Consider the following 11,261-nt stretch of genomic DNA (forward strand, 5'->3'; position numbering starts at 1 on the left):
ACCTGCGAAAGGCGGCCGAGCGCACCATCCACGGCCTCTGGAATGCCATCGGCCGTATCGTCGATCTCTACTCGCCCCTCGAATGCTCGAACTACTTCGCCGCCGCCGGATACGATGCAGACTGATCAGAAACCGCTCTAGCGCTTGTCCTCGGCCAGCCGGGGACGAGCGTCGCCTGAGGGTCACACGGCGACCGCCCCGACGGGCCCGACGGGCGCCGCCTCGCCGCGCGAATAGGTGCCGACGAGCAGCCCCGCCGCCAGCACGTGCCCTGCCATCGCCGCGACGACCTTGCCACGTCCGGGCGTAGCGCCGGGATCGGCGGCGCCCTCATCGAGCGCGAACAGCTGAAAGGCGTAGCGGTGCTCGCCGTGCCCGGTCGGCGGATCGGGCGGCAGCCAGCCTTCGCGCAGGAACGAATTGCGTCCGACGTCGCCGCTGCTCGCATCGCCGGTGCCGTCCGCAACGACGGCACCCTCGGCTAGCGTGCCCGCCGACGCGGGCAAGCCCCAGACGATCGCATGCACCAGCGGCTGTGTCGCGGGTGAGTCGGCATCCTCGACGATCAGCGCCAGCATCGCGGTGCCCGCGGGCGGCGGCCCCCAGATGAGCGGGGGCGAGCAGCCCTCCCCATCGGCGGTGAAACGCTCGGGCAACCGGGCGCTGTCGGCGAAGGCCGGGCTAGTCAGGTCGAGCGCGGCGAACCGTCCGCCGAGTTCGGGCCGGGCGATGGCGAGCGCATCGGTGCCCGCACGCATGCCCGACAGCGCCTTGCCAAGCCAGGCGGGAACGTGTTCTAGCATGGCGCTATTCCTTGCGTTCGGACGGGCAGCCGCCCGCGCGGGTTACGGCAGGGCCGCCAGCGTACCAGCGGCTGCGGTCACCGGTGCCGTCCTGGACGCAGACCTCGCCCTTGCCCGATGCGGGATCGACGAGCAGCGTCCAGTTGTGGTCGCCGCAGTCGTGCGCCTCGCAGCCCCAGGTCGCGACACGGGTGCCTACCTGGAAAATCGGGGTGCGGGGACCCGCATTGTGGATGATCGCGCGCCGCAGCTTGGCGTCGGTCACTGCACCGTCGAGCGCGGTTGCGACGTCGGTGCGATCGAAGAAGCCGATGCCGTCGACCGGCTGATCGGGGTAATGGCCGACATAGGCGGTGAGCGGGATCGTCTGCGCCTGGCCCGCGACAGGTGTCGGTGGTTGGGTCGGCGGGGGCACGAAGCTGGCCGCGGCCGCGGTGTTGGCGGGCGATGTGTCACCGTTGCCGCAGGCGGCTAGGACCAGACAGACGCCGAGAGCAGGGAGGGTCAAGCGCATCGCGTTCCTTTCGACTCGAAGCCGTAAACGCCTGGCCGCATCAGCCGGTTGCCTGCCGGCGAACCGTCGCGGGTCGTCCGGCGTTGTGCGGCCATGGACCTCGATCGCTTCGTCGCCGCGCAGGACAGCGTTTTCGATTCGGTGCTGGCCGAACTGCGGGCCGGCGCCAAACGCGGGCATTGGATGTGGTTTGTCTTTCCGCAGATCTCCGGACTCGGCCGGAGCGAGACCGCGCGCTTCTATGCCATCGCATCGCGTGTGGAGGCGCGAGCGTATCTGGCGCACCCGGTGCTGGGGCCGCGGCTTGCGGCGGCGGTCGATGCGATCATGGCGGCGCGGGGTAGCGCCGAAGACATCCTCGGTTCGATCGACGCGATCAAGCTGCGGTCGTCGATGACGCTGTTCGAGCAGGTCGCCGACAAACCTGCGACGTTCGCGCGCGTCCTCGATCGCTTCTACGAGGGCGCACGCGACACGGCGACGCTGGCGCGGCTCGGATAGCCGCGCCAGCGCATAAGTCAGGCCATTTCGGCCTGCGCGTTGATCTTGCTCTCGGCCAGCTTGGTGAGCTTGGCGTCGGTCGCCTTCTCCTCCTCGAGCGTCTCGGCGTAGAGCGCCGCCGATTCGTGATGGCCGAGCTGCTTGGCCCAGGCGATCAGCGTGCCGTAGCGCGCGATCTCGTAATGCTCGACCGCCTGTGCCGCCGCGGTCAGCGCGGCGTCGAGCACCGCCTTGTCATCGACCTCGCCCGCAACCTCGTTGGCTTCCTTGATGATGCCGTCGATCGCAGGGCAGGTGACGCCCTTGGGGCTGTGGCCCTCGATCGAGAACACGCGCTCGAGCCGGGCGATCTGGCCCTCGGTCTCGCGCAGGTGGGTCTCGAAGCCGGCGCGCAGCTGCGCGTCGGTCGCCTTGTCGATCATCTTGGGCAGCGCCTTGGTGATCTGCTGCTCGGCGTAATAGACGTCCTGGAGCTGGTGCTGGTAGAGGTCTTCCAGCGTGGCGATATCCTTGGTGAACAGGCCCATGTCATGTCCTTATGGTGTGGCGTGGCGCGGACGGTCGCGCGGCCTGCCGCAACAACGGCGGCGGGCCCGGTCGGTTGCGCGCAATCGTGTCGATCCACATCAGCCGCCCTTGGCATCCGTCGTATCGGGGGTGGCTTTGGTGACGGTGGCAATGCCGCCGGGATTGAACGCGACCGCCCACATGTCGCCACCGGCGCATTGCGCGGCCCAGGCGGGCGCGCCGCCGACGTCGGGGATCGCGGTGGAGCGGCTGACCTGCTGGCAGTCGCGCCCGGAATCGCGGATCGCGCGCAGCAGCACCGCGTCGCGCTGCCCTTCGGACAGAGCGCGGACGCGGACCACGTAATCGTCTGCTGCCCCGACGTTGGTCGTCGGCTGAGGATCGTTGCCGGATCCGCAAGCGGCCAGCGACAGCCCCAGCGCGGCAGCGGAGAGATGGCGGATCATCATACAACCGTCCTTGGCGAACGCGGTCCAGCAGGAGGGCCTCGTTGCATATTCAACGAGCCGCGGCGGGCGGGGTTGCGTGGGCGTGCGCACGGGCGATCGCGATTGCGTCCGGCATCGCTGGCGGATAGATGTAAACCGTTGAGGTGAGGTGAAATCATGAAGGTTCGGCGTTTCGGCGCGGTCGTGTGCCTGACCGCGATGCTGGCGGGCTGCGGCGGCGGGGGTGGCTCGTCCTCGACCGGCAATCCGTCGACCGGCGGGGGCACCGGCACGACCGGAGGTACAGGCGGAGGCACGGGCGGCAGTACAGGCGGGGGCAGCACCACGACCGCGGGCTGTTCGCTGCGCGAGCGCCAGGACTGGGCGGCGGCGCAGCTGCGCGAATGGTATCTGTTCCCCGAAACGCTGCCGACCGCCCTCGATCCGACGCCCTACACGACCGTCAGCGACTATGTCGACGCGCTGACCGCGACCGCGCGGAGCCAGCGGCGCGACCGCTTCTTCACCTATCTGACCTCGATCGCGGAAGAGGATGCCTATTATTCCTCCGGCTCCAGCGCCGGCTTCGGCGTCCGGCTGGCGGTCGACGCCAGCGCGCGGCGGCTGTTCATCACCGAGGCGTTCGAGGGCACGACCGCGCTCGGCGCCGGAATCGACCGCGGCACCGAAATCCTGGCGATCGGCAACGACGCCAACAGCCTGCGCGACGTCAGCGCGATCACCGCGGCGCAGGGCACCGCCGGGCTGAGCGATGCGCTGGGCCCCGACACCGTGGGCACGACGCGCACGTTCAGGGTCAGCGATGCCGCGGGTGCGACGCGCGTGGTGACGATCGCCAAGACCGATTACACGCTGACCCCGGTATCGTCGCGCTACGGCGCCAAGATCATCGACGATGCCGGCGGGCGCTACGGCTACGTCAACCTGCGCACCTTTATCTCCACCGCAGACCCGGCATTGCGCGAGGCATTCGCGCGGTTCCGGGCGGCGGGGGTGACCAACATCGTCGTCGACCTGCGCTACAACGGCGGCGGGCTGGTCTCGATTGCCGAGCTGTTCGGCGACCTGCTCGGCGCCAATCGATCGACCTCCGACGTGTTCAGCTACACCACCTTCCGGCCCGAGAAGTCGTCGGAGAACGAGACGCGCTTCTTCTCGCCGCAGCCGCAGTCGGTCGCGCCGACCAGGGTCGCCTTTATCGGCACGGGCGGGACCGCGTCGGCGAGCGAGCTCGTCATCAACGCCTTCACGCCCTACCTCCACGCCAATGCCGGGCTGATCGGCAGCAACACCTATGGCAAGCCGGTCGGGCAGATCGCGCTCGACAAGGCCGCCTGCGACGACCGGCTCCGCGTGATCGCCTTCGCGACGGAAAATGCGGCGCATAACGGCAAATATTTCGATGGGCTGGCGACGACGGTCGAGGCGAGTTGCCAGGCGGGGGACGATATCGGTTATCCGCTGGGCGATGCGCGCGAGGCGTCGACCCGGGCGGCGCTCAACTTCCTGCAGGGCAAGTCGTGCACCCGCATCCCGATCGGTGCGGTATCGACCGCGGCGGCACGGACGCTGGGCCTCGAACCCGTGCTGCTCGACCGGCGCCAGCTGCTCAGCCCCGAACGCCCCGACACGGTGCAGCGTGAGGTGCCGGGGGCGTATTGATCCCCTTTCCGACACCTGAGACCTGCGAAGGGCCGTCGCGGCAGCGGAAGGTGAGGCTAAGGTGAGGCCAATGCGCGGTGTTGCGCCTCAATACTCCTCCTCATCGCCCCACCTCCGCTCCGCTTCGCGCCGGTGGCGTTCGGCACGGCGGGCGCTGGCGGCCGGATGGTTCGGCTCGATCCGCTCGCGGACATACCGCTCGCGGTCGCGATCGGGCGGATCGTTCGCTTCGACGATCGTCCACATGCGCGCTATCTCAACCGCTTCGGCCAGATCGTCGGGCGCGAGCAGCGCGTGGGGCGCGGGGGGCAGGACCGGGGCAAGCGCCGCGACCGCCTCGACGACCGGCCTCGGCGGTGCTGGGGCGGGTTCGTGCGCGCGGCGGATCTCCTGGTTCGCATGGCGGAAGACCTCCGGACGATAGGCGCGCAGGAGGAACATCAGCAGCCGGTCGCTATACTGGCGCTTGGCGCCGATGCGGCAGCCGTCGCGATCGAAGACGGGGATGTCGGTGCCTTCGATCGCGCGGGTGAAGGCAACGTCGGTGAGCCGTGCGGCAGCGTGGGCGGTGGCATCGTCCCAGGCCGATCGGAAGCCACCGGAACCCGCGGCGCGGCGGAGCCGGTAGGCGCTGGCCACCGACATGTCGACCGCCTCGCACGCCGCGGACACCAGGCCGGTGTCCGCGAGCGCCTCGATAAAGGCGCGCTGCACGTCGGGCGTCCAGCCGTCGGCGCGCGGGCGGCGCGGGACGGGGCGCCATTCGAAATCGGCCGGGTCGAAGCCGTGGGCGTCGTATTCGGGCTCGTCTTGGGGCGCGGAAAGGAGCGCTTGGGGATCGTTGCCGGGCACGGCCCGCTCGTTCGGGGTTGCGGGGTGCGCGTGGGCTTGCTGGCTGGGTTTGTCATGCCCGGTAAGGATCATGGCGGCGGCGTGTAGGACAGCCTGCCTGCGCGCGTGTTGGAGATTTCGGGGCCGCGGTGTGGCGCGGGGGCATCCATCAGCCGCGCGGCCGGTTATGCGCATGCGCAGGTCCCGGTGGGCCGGTGCGCTAAGGAGCATGGACATGGCCGAAGCCTGGTGGAACGACACGCGGATCGCGGCGAGCGACGACATCGCCGTGGTGGAGGGGAACAGCTATTTTCCGCTCGATGCGGTCGACGCCGGCGTGCTGCGCGACAGTGCGACGACGAGCACGTGCCCGTGGAAGGGGACCGCGCATTACTACACGCTGGCGGTGAACGGCGCGGAGAACCGCGATGCGGCGTGGTATTATCCCGAGCCCAAGGATGCGGCCAAGGCGATCGCAGGGCGGGTGGCGTTCTGGAAGGGCGTGACGGTGCGGTGAGCCGGGCCGCGATCGAGCGCGTGCATCGGCGTGCCTGACGGGCTGCGCCGTGCTATGGCAGCGTGCGCGTCGTCATGACGCGAGGAGATGACCCGTGCAGCGACATGGCGACGATCTGGACCTGAGCGAGGAAGAGGCGAGCGGCGGCATCAAGGGACAGGGCGTCCGCTGGGTGCTGGGGATCGGCTTGCTTCTGGCTGTCGTGGCGATGAGCCTGATCTGGATCGTGCCCGCTTTACGGGGATAGCGGGTCAGGCTTGCGGTGGGAGGCGCATGGCGACGTCGCAGCGGGCATAGGTGACGCCATATGCGTCCATGACCTCGGCGTCGTGGACGAAGCCGGCGCGCTCGTAGAGGTGGATCGCGGCGCGGCATTTACCGCCGGTGAGCAGGAACAGCGTGTCGACCGGCATCGTCGCCGCCTCCGCAACAAATGCTGTCGGCTTGCCAGCGTCGACATTGGACAAATCGTTGTCCATCCATCGGACATGCAAGCCGTCAGCTATTCCGAAGCCCGCGAGAATTTGAAGTCGATGATCGACAAGGTCGTCGCCGACCGTGCCCCGCTCGCCATCACGCGTCAGCGCGGCGACCGTGCGGTGCTGATCTCGGCAAGCGAATGGGCGTCGATCGAGGAGACGCTGTATCTGCTGCGCTCGCCCGCGAATGCCAAGCGGCTGTTGGAGAGCATCGCCGAGCTGGAGGCAGGCGGCGGCGAGGTGCACGCGCTGATTCATCCGTGAACGTCCGGTTCTCGTCGCGATCTTGGGCCGAGTACATCGACCTGAGCGCGCAGGATGCCAAGCTGTTCGCCAAGGTCAAGGCGCTGATCGAGGAATGCCGCCGCCACCCGTTCAAGGGCACCGGTAAGCCCGAGCCACTCGGCGGGAACCTGGCGAGCTGGTGGTCGCGGAGGATCGGGTGGGAACACCGGCTGGTGTATCGCGTGGCGGGCAGTGGCGACGAGCAAACGCTGCAGGTGGCGCAGTGCCGGTATCATTATTGAGCGGTTTGGCGGGGACGTCGGCAACGATTGCGGGCGTGAGCAGGTCTCGGGTGGGCATCGGCTGGGTTTCCAAACACCTTTCACGAAAGTTGAAAGTGGCAGGAGCACTTTTCACGAAAGCGGGTTTTCGTTGAAAGTGGGCCGGGTGCCGCATACGTTCGTCGGATGTCTCAGGTGAACGTCTCCTTTTCGGATGATCTCAGCGCATGGGCTGAATCGCGTGCAGCCGAAGCGCGGCTCGGGAGCGCGGGGGCGTATCCGGCCGAGCTGCTCCGGCGCGACCGTCACGATGCGGACACACGCGCGCGGTTGCTCGCGGCGATCGACGAGGGGCTGGCGTCGCCCGAGGTGGACACGACGATCGAGGACATCATCGCCGAGCGGCGCGGCCTGCAAGCCGCGGGGTGATCGTCAAGCTGCGCGCTCGTGCGCGGACCGACCTGCGCGAGATCGCTGCTTACAGCGCGGAACAGCATGGCGACGCGGTTTCGGCGGAACCTGCGCACGATCGACGAGGGCTGGCACGGCTTCGCGACTATCCGGAGCTTGGCGAGGCGTATGGCGATGATCCGGGCGTGCGAAGTCACCCGGTCGGGCAGCACCGCGTCTACTATTGCCGTGATGGGGACAGACTCAGCATCCTTCGCGTGTTGCACAAGGCGGGAAATGTAAGACGGCGTCTGTGACTCGAACGGCGCGGCGATCGGCGCTGATGCTGCGGATCATCGACCTGGCGTTCGAGCGGCCCGCGATGTGGTTGTCGGATTTGGCCGCGCTGCTGGGGGTGAGTTACGGCGGGGCGGGGAACAACGTCGTCGAACTGATCGCGCAGGGCGTGGCGGAGGAGGTACCGGGGGCCTATCCCAAGCTGATCCGGTTTCCGGGGGTGTTGGCGGCGTTGGGGGTGGGGTAATTGTGCCGCCATGCGCGGGGACGATCGCTGAGCGCTTCAGTTCACGCACGCTTGACCTGCTGCGCCTCGACATAGTCGCGCAGCGCTTGGTTCATCCGGGTCTGGTAGCCGCCGCCGTGCGCGTGCGTCTTGAACCAATGCACCACGTCGGCGTCGAGGCGCAGGGTGAGCTGCTGCTTGACGGGCTTGTAGAAGCGGCCGCGGGTCCAGCCCGAAAAGTCGGTGACTTCGGGCATGTCGGACAGATCGATCGCGTCGTCGGGCATCGCGGCGAGTGCCTCCAGCTCGGCGCGCTGGCTGTCGGTCAGCGGCGTCGGATTGGTGGGGTCGAACTCGTATCGGACCAGATTATCGCTCATAATGCTTCCGTTCCGCCTGCGTTGCGGGCCTTGCCGAGATGATGCGGACGATCTCGTTGCCATCGTCCTCCATCCATAGATGCGCAACGAGTAGGAGTTGAACGCCGTCGACAATGCCGAGTGGTTCGCAGCAACCACTGTCAGCTATACAGTATGAACTAAAGAGCAAATGCTTCCTGCAATTGAGAAAATCTACTGAATGTGCTCATGGCATCCTCTAGCTGTCCTGTTTTTTGTAGTGCAACAAAAAAAGCACAAGACCGGGCTTGACAACTAATCGATTTCTCCGGATTAAACTCAATATCGGTAAAGCCATCAACTTTATCTAACCGCTTAAGCCAATCTCTTTCTGGATAGATCGCGTTAGTATACAACCAATCGTAAAAAACACTTTTGGGTTGGATAGGAAAGCGCTCACCTTCGAGCTCAAAGGCAATCAGATTACCACTAGATTTAAGGCGAATATCGCGCTTCGCTTCTCTCGGCTCTAATTCAAACAAATCCGGGTAAGGTCCACCATCGTCAAATACCTTACTACCTTGGTAAACGCACTCAAGTGCATGGACCCTACCGTCTTTCAAAAGCACCTTCTGATAGAAGGCGCTCAATCTCCTACCAATTTCTCGATCCGATTTGCTAGATACTTCGAGAAGATATGACATACCTTTGGACTGAGCCGCCTCGTGCAATGCGGATACATTCTTTCGCTTCTGACTAGGTGCCATGCCGGGATGCCATTTGAAGCTCACTGGAACCTCAAGGACCAGCCGCTTGCCGTTGACATTCGGCACGAAAACGGGACGTTCGGCCATCAGTGTGCATTCTTGATCAGGCTAATGCCAACATGGTTCGGAACTAAAATCTCGCACAGTCGTGCTGCTTTTAATCTCGCCTGTATTTTGGGATCTTTCCAGTCAGTCTGCGTGTAAATAATCTCAAGATCGAGCTTTTCCATCATCTGCTCAGCAGGCTGTGGCCAAGCGTCAGCCTTGTTCGATACGCGGTCCGTGATCAAAGTTCCGGGAGAGCGTATGATACTCGGATGAATCTTGAGAAAGCGCGATTCCCTAATGCGCCCATCCTGCTTCGCAAGCCATTCCATCGGATGCTCTCTGAAAAAGCACAGATGTACGTAGCGGTCCATGCCAGTGCGCCGGTCGGCGTCCATGCTCCAGTCGTTTCCGCCGGGTGCGACTATGAGGCCGCGTTGGCGAAGCTGTTGCATTGACAAAAGGCCATGCTGCCTATCGAGACCAAGTTTCGAGTATCGGTGAAATGGAAGAAGCTGTAGCCCTTATCGGACAGGATTGTTGCAAACTTGTCCACATCGCTCATTGATTGATCTCATGCTTAGAGGACAAGTTTAATTGGTCGCGGGCAGGTAGACCTCCCCGCCCTTCTCCCGAAATCGCTCGCTCATCCCGACCATCCCAGCCTCCGCCTCTTCCGCCGCGACGAACGTCTCGACCGGGGCATTCTGCTTTGCCGCGAAGTCGCGGACTTCCTGGGTGATCTTCATCGAGCAGAATTTGGGGCCGCACATCGAGCAGAAGTGGGCGGTTTTGGCGCCTTCCGCGGGGAGGGTCTGGTCGTGGTATTGTTCGGCGGTGTCGGGGTCTAGGGAGAGGTTGAACTGGTCGCGCCAGCGGAATTCGAACCTGGCGCGGCTTAGCGCGTCGTCCCTCAACTTTGCGGCGGGGTGGCCCTTCGCCAGGTCGGCGGCGTGGGCGGCGAGTTTGTAGGTGACTACGCCGACCTTGACGTCGTCGCGGTCGGGGAGGCCGAGGTGCTCCTTTGGGGTGACGTAGCAGAGCATCGCGCAGCCGAACCAGCCGATCATCGCTGCGCCGATCCCCGACGTTATGTGGTCGTAGCCGGGGGCGATGTCGGTAGTGAGGGGCCCTAACGTATAGAAGGGGGCCTCTCCGCAGACCTGGAGCTGCTTGTCCATGTTCTCCTTAATCTTGTGCATCGGTACGTGGCCGGGACCCTCGATCATCACCTGGACGTCCTGCGCCCAGGCGCGGTGGGTGAGCTCGCCGAGGGTATAGAGCTCGCTGAACTGCGCTTCGTCGTTGGCGTCGGCGATCGAGCCGGGGCGGAGGCCGTCGCCCAAGCTGTAGGCGATGTCGTACGCCTTCATGATCTCGGTGATCTCGTCGAAGCGCTCGTAGAGAAACGATTCCTTGTGGTGGCTGAGGCACCATTTGGCCATGATGCTGCCGCCGCGGCTGACGATGCCGGTCACGCGCTTGGCGGTCATCGGGATGTAGGGGAGGCGGACGCCGGCGTGGATGGTGAAGTAATCGACGCCCTGTTCGGCCTGCTCGATCAGGGTGTCGCGGAAGATTTCCCAGGTGAGGTCTTCGGCGACGCCGCCGACCTTCTCCAGCGCCTGATAGATCGGGACGGTGCCGATCGGGACGGGCGAGTTGCGGATGATCCATTCGCGGGTGTCGTGGATGTTGCGGCCGGTCGACAGGTCCATGACCGTGTCGGCGCCCCAGCGGATCGACCAAACGAGCTTGTCGACCTCCGCCGCGACGTTGCTGGCGACCGCGCTGTTGCCGATGTTGGCGTTGATCTTGACCAGGAAGTTGCGGCCGATCGCCATCGGTTCGGATTCGGGATGGTTGATGTTCGACGGGATGATCGCGCGGCCGCGGGCGACTTCGTCGCGGACGAATTCGGGGGTGACGTGATCGGGGATGCTGGCACCGAAGCTCTCGCCGTCGCGGACATGGTCGCGCAGCATGTCGCGGCCGATGTTCTCGCGGATCGCCACGTACTCCATCTCGGGCGTGATAATGCCGCGGCGGGCGTAGTGCATCTGGCTGACGTTCTGGCCTGCCTTTGCGCGCAACGGACGCTGAGGCACGTTAGGGAAGGGCTGGACGCCACCGCTGCGGTCGGGGCCGAGCTGGCCGTTGTCTTCGGGGCGCAGCTCGCGTCGGGCGTAGCTCTCGACGTCGCCGCGCGCCTCGATCCACTGGCGGCGGTGCTGGGGCAGGCCGGCGCCGATGTCGATGCGCGCGTCCGGGTCGGTGTAGGGGCCGCTGGTGTCGTAGACGTTGAGCGGGGCCTCCCCGCACGCGGGATCGAGGTGCACCGCGCGCATCGCGACCTTGAGCGGGCCGACGTGGATTTTCTTCGAGCCACGGATCGGGCCGGTGGTAAC

At 65.7% G+C, this 11,261-nt stretch carries 19 protein-coding genes and 1 pseudogene; 10 read left to right on the top strand and 10 right to left on the bottom strand.

All coding sequences use genetic code 11. From position 1 onward, the window contains the following. A pseudogene (locus ACE5C1_RS12860) lies at nt 1–125 on the top strand (IS630 family transposase); the annotation flags it as partial. Between the two features lie 57 nt (nt 126–182). Here ACE5C1_RS12860 and ACE5C1_RS12865 read toward each other — a convergent pair. Both ACE5C1_RS12865 and ACE5C1_RS12870 read right to left on the bottom strand, forming a co-directional pair. After that, nucleotides 183–803 carry a YbhB/YbcL family Raf kinase inhibitor-like protein gene (locus tag ACE5C1_RS12865; RefSeq protein WP_374944474.1) on the bottom strand — a complete coding sequence of 207 codons (621 nt, stop codon included), beginning with the start codon at nt 801–803 and terminating at the stop codon, nt 183–185. Nucleotides 804–807: 4 nt separating this feature from the next. Then, the gene (locus tag ACE5C1_RS12870; protein ID WP_374944475.1) at nt 808–1,317 is read right to left on the bottom strand and encodes a hypothetical protein; all 510 of its coding nucleotides are present in this window, start codon (nt 1,315–1,317) and stop codon (nt 808–810) included. 93 nt (nt 1,318–1,410) lie between these two features. Between ACE5C1_RS12870 and ACE5C1_RS12875 the strand changes: the two genes are divergently transcribed. Continuing rightward, nucleotides 1,411–1,818 (top strand): DUF1810 domain-containing protein, encoded by a 408-nt coding sequence (locus ACE5C1_RS12875; protein ID WP_374944476.1) that lies wholly within the window; start codon nt 1,411–1,413, stop codon nt 1,816–1,818. A gap of 17 nt (nt 1,819–1,835) precedes the next feature. On the opposite strand, the gene ACE5C1_RS12880 is transcribed toward ACE5C1_RS12875, so the two are convergent. Together ACE5C1_RS12880 and ACE5C1_RS12885 are read right to left on the bottom strand one after the other, a co-directional pair. Further along, nucleotides 1,836–2,345 carry a ferritin-like domain-containing protein gene (locus ACE5C1_RS12880; RefSeq protein WP_374944477.1) on the bottom strand — a complete coding sequence of 170 codons (510 nt, stop codon included), beginning with the start codon at nt 2,343–2,345 and terminating at the stop codon, nt 1,836–1,838. A gap of 99 nt (nt 2,346–2,444) precedes the next feature. Beyond that, nucleotides 2,445–2,795 carry a hypothetical protein gene (locus ACE5C1_RS12885; RefSeq protein WP_374944478.1) on the bottom strand — a complete coding sequence of 117 codons (351 nt, stop codon included), beginning with the start codon at nt 2,793–2,795 and terminating at the stop codon, nt 2,445–2,447. A 156-nt stretch (nt 2,796–2,951) separates the two neighbouring features. On the opposite strand from ACE5C1_RS12885, the gene ACE5C1_RS12890 reads away from it, so the two are divergent. Further along, a complete protein-coding gene (locus tag ACE5C1_RS12890; RefSeq protein WP_374944479.1) occupies nt 2,952–4,457 on the top strand; it encodes a S41 family peptidase in 1,506 nt (501 codons plus the stop codon). Between the two features lie 87 nt (nt 4,458–4,544). Here ACE5C1_RS12890 and ACE5C1_RS12895 read toward each other — a convergent pair whose 3' ends face one another. Continuing rightward, nucleotides 4,545–5,309 (bottom strand): hypothetical protein, encoded by a 765-nt coding sequence (locus ACE5C1_RS12895; protein ID WP_374944480.1) that lies wholly within the window; start codon nt 5,307–5,309, stop codon nt 4,545–4,547. A 214-nt stretch (nt 5,310–5,523) separates the two neighbouring features. Here ACE5C1_RS12895 and ACE5C1_RS12900 point away from each other — a divergent pair, with 214 nt between their 5' ends. Together ACE5C1_RS12900 and ACE5C1_RS12905 are read left to right on the top strand one after the other, a co-directional pair. Further along, nucleotides 5,524–5,805, top strand: a complete 282-nt coding sequence (locus ACE5C1_RS12900; protein ID WP_374944481.1) for a DUF427 domain-containing protein — start codon at nt 5,524–5,526, stop codon at nt 5,803–5,805. Nucleotides 5,806–5,899: 94 nt separating this feature from the next. Beyond that, on the top strand, nt 5,900–6,052 hold the full coding sequence (locus ACE5C1_RS12905) for a hypothetical protein (RefSeq protein WP_374944482.1): 153 nt from the start codon (nt 5,900–5,902) through the stop codon (nt 6,050–6,052). 4 nt (nt 6,053–6,056) lie between these two features. Here ACE5C1_RS12905 and ACE5C1_RS12910 read toward each other — a convergent pair whose 3' ends face one another. Continuing rightward, a complete protein-coding gene (locus ACE5C1_RS12910) occupies nt 6,057–6,284 on the bottom strand; it encodes a hypothetical protein (RefSeq protein ID WP_374944483.1) in 228 nt (75 codons plus the stop codon). 9 nt (nt 6,285–6,293) lie between these two features. Here ACE5C1_RS12910 and ACE5C1_RS12915 point away from each other — a divergent pair, with 9 nt between their 5' ends. The 5 genes from ACE5C1_RS12915 to ACE5C1_RS12935 all read left to right on the top strand — a co-directional run bounded on the left by ACE5C1_RS12915 (nt 6,294) and on the right by ACE5C1_RS12935 (nt 7,724). Beyond that, a complete protein-coding gene (locus tag ACE5C1_RS12915; RefSeq protein WP_374944484.1) occupies nt 6,294–6,548 on the top strand; it encodes a type II toxin-antitoxin system Phd/YefM family antitoxin in 255 nt (84 codons plus the stop codon). Next, on the top strand, nt 6,545–6,811 hold the full coding sequence (locus ACE5C1_RS12920; protein WP_374944485.1) for a Txe/YoeB family addiction module toxin: 267 nt from the start codon (nt 6,545–6,547) through the stop codon (nt 6,809–6,811). The genes ACE5C1_RS12915 and ACE5C1_RS12920 overlap by 4 nt, the downstream gene beginning before the upstream one ends. A gap of 165 nt (nt 6,812–6,976) precedes the next feature. Then, nucleotides 6,977–7,219 carry a type II toxin-antitoxin system ParD family antitoxin gene (locus tag ACE5C1_RS12925; protein ID WP_374944486.1) on the top strand — a complete coding sequence of 81 codons (243 nt, stop codon included), beginning with the start codon at nt 6,977–6,979 and terminating at the stop codon, nt 7,217–7,219. Next, nucleotides 7,216–7,497 (top strand): type II toxin-antitoxin system RelE/ParE family toxin, encoded by a 282-nt coding sequence (locus tag ACE5C1_RS12930; protein WP_374944487.1) that lies wholly within the window; start codon nt 7,216–7,218, stop codon nt 7,495–7,497. The genes ACE5C1_RS12925 and ACE5C1_RS12930 overlap by 4 nt, the downstream gene beginning before the upstream one ends. A 26-nt stretch (nt 7,498–7,523) precedes the next feature. Then, the gene (locus ACE5C1_RS12935; protein ID WP_374944488.1) at nt 7,524–7,724 is read left to right on the top strand and encodes a hypothetical protein; all 201 of its coding nucleotides are present in this window, start codon (nt 7,524–7,526) and stop codon (nt 7,722–7,724) included. Between the two features lie 41 nt (nt 7,725–7,765). On the opposite strand, the gene ACE5C1_RS12940 is transcribed toward ACE5C1_RS12935, so the two are convergent. The 4 genes from ACE5C1_RS12940 to thiC form a co-directional block, all read right to left on the bottom strand. Then, nucleotides 7,766–8,083 (bottom strand): BrnA antitoxin family protein, encoded by a 318-nt coding sequence (locus ACE5C1_RS12940; RefSeq protein ID WP_374944489.1) that lies wholly within the window; start codon nt 8,081–8,083, stop codon nt 7,766–7,768. Nucleotides 8,084–8,241: 158 nt separating this feature from the next. Continuing rightward, complete coding sequence (locus ACE5C1_RS12945) at nt 8,242–8,895, bottom strand: hypothetical protein (RefSeq protein WP_374944490.1); 654 nt, start codon at nt 8,893–8,895, stop codon at nt 8,242–8,244. Beyond that, a complete protein-coding gene (locus tag ACE5C1_RS12950; protein WP_374944491.1) occupies nt 8,895–9,314 on the bottom strand; it encodes a DarT ssDNA thymidine ADP-ribosyltransferase family protein in 420 nt (139 codons plus the stop codon). The genes ACE5C1_RS12945 and ACE5C1_RS12950 overlap by 1 nt, the downstream gene beginning before the upstream one ends. Nucleotides 9,315–9,446: 132 nt before the next feature. Beyond that, the coding region (gene thiC, locus ACE5C1_RS12955) for a phosphomethylpyrimidine synthase ThiC (RefSeq protein ID WP_374944492.1) at nt 9,447–11,261 on the bottom strand (1,815 nt) is incomplete at its 5' end.

Source organism: Sphingomonas sp., from assembly GCF_964263785.1.
Classification (GTDB): Bacteria; Pseudomonadota; Alphaproteobacteria; order Sphingomonadales; family Sphingomonadaceae; genus Sphingomonas.

Excerpts from the sequence above, each read along its gene's own strand:
- ACE5C1_RS12865 (WP_374944474.1), bottom strand. The coding sequence starts at position 803 with ATGCTAGAACACGTTCCCGCCTGGCTTGGCAAGGCGCTGTCGGGCATG.
- ACE5C1_RS12870 (WP_374944475.1), bottom strand. The coding sequence starts at position 1,317 with ATGCGCTTGACCCTCCCTGCTCTCGGCGTCTGTCTGGTCCTAGCCGCC.
- ACE5C1_RS12875 (WP_374944476.1), top strand. The coding sequence starts at position 1,411 with ATGGACCTCGATCGCTTCGTCGCCGCGCAGGACAGCGTTTTCGATTCG.
- ACE5C1_RS12880 (WP_374944477.1), bottom strand. The coding sequence starts at position 2,345 with ATGGGCCTGTTCACCAAGGATATCGCCACGCTGGAAGACCTCTACCAG.
- ACE5C1_RS12885 (WP_374944478.1), bottom strand. The coding sequence starts at position 2,795 with ATGATGATCCGCCATCTCTCCGCTGCCGCGCTGGGGCTGTCGCTGGCC.
- ACE5C1_RS12890 (WP_374944479.1), top strand. The coding sequence starts at position 2,952 with ATGAAGGTTCGGCGTTTCGGCGCGGTCGTGTGCCTGACCGCGATGCTG.
- ACE5C1_RS12900 (WP_374944481.1), top strand. The coding sequence starts at position 5,524 with ATGGCCGAAGCCTGGTGGAACGACACGCGGATCGCGGCGAGCGACGAC.
- ACE5C1_RS12910 (WP_374944483.1), bottom strand. The coding sequence starts at position 6,284 with ATGGACAACGATTTGTCCAATGTCGACGCTGGCAAGCCGACAGCATTT.
- ACE5C1_RS12915 (WP_374944484.1), top strand. The coding sequence starts at position 6,294 with ATGCAAGCCGTCAGCTATTCCGAAGCCCGCGAGAATTTGAAGTCGATG.
- ACE5C1_RS12925 (WP_374944486.1), top strand. The coding sequence starts at position 6,977 with ATGTCTCAGGTGAACGTCTCCTTTTCGGATGATCTCAGCGCATGGGCT.
- ACE5C1_RS12935 (WP_374944488.1), top strand. The coding sequence starts at position 7,524 with ATGCTGCGGATCATCGACCTGGCGTTCGAGCGGCCCGCGATGTGGTTG.
- ACE5C1_RS12940 (WP_374944489.1), bottom strand. The coding sequence starts at position 8,083 with ATGAGCGATAATCTGGTCCGATACGAGTTCGACCCCACCAATCCGACG.
- ACE5C1_RS12945 (WP_374944490.1), bottom strand. The coding sequence starts at position 8,895 with ATGGCCGAACGTCCCGTTTTCGTGCCGAATGTCAACGGCAAGCGGCTG.